The sequence below is a fragment of the Rhizobium sp. 01T444 genome (genome assembly GCF_056398305.1).
In genome coordinates, this window is record NZ_JBFTPD010000289.1 from 1 (window position 1) to 596 (window position 596).

A 596-nucleotide genomic window follows, 5' to 3' on the forward strand; every position below is an offset into this window, starting at 1 on the left:
CTGCCCGGGGTGCCCGCCGATGCGGGCGAGGAGGCGCTGGCCGCGCATCCCGCGGTGCGCGCGCGGCTTGCCGAAGGACTGCGGCGGGCCAACGGCGATTCGTCCGCCGCGTCGCGCCGCATCGAGCGGCTCTTGCTGCAGGCGGAGGCGCCATCGCTGGAGGCCTACGAATTGACGGACAAGGGCAGCGTGAATCAGCGCGCCGTCATGCAGCGGCGCGCGGCGGCGGTCGACGCGCTCTACCTGAAGCCATCGCCCCAAGAGATCTTGCACACCCCATCACCATGACTCATTCCGAATCCACGATGCGCCAGGAGGGCGCTGTCGCCTCGACCACGCGGATCATCGAAGATTCGCTTTGCAACCGGATCAGCGGCGCGAGCGATTTCGCCATCGAGGATCACCTCGCTCGCGTGCTGGAAGGCGTGGGCATCGCCCCGGCCTCCACGGGCGGAAAGATCACTTTCGAAGGCGCCGACCCGATCGTGCCCAGCGTGTTCCGTCTGGCGGCGGCCGCAGGGATCGCACTGACTGCCAAGTCGGCCGCCATGGCCTCGCTGTGGGCCATGCGCACCGGCGAAGGGCAGGACATCCAC

The 596-nt window shown here is 69.3% G+C and carries 2 pseudogenes; both read left to right on the plus strand.

Going from position 1 to position 596, the window contains the following annotated elements:
* Window positions 1-288, plus strand: a pseudogene (locus tag AC1DTN_RS38500) (AMP-binding protein); the annotation flags it as partial.
* Window positions 289-305: 17 nt separating this feature from the next.
* Window positions 306-596 (plus strand): annotated as a pseudogene (locus AC1DTN_RS38505) (hypothetical protein); the annotation flags it as partial.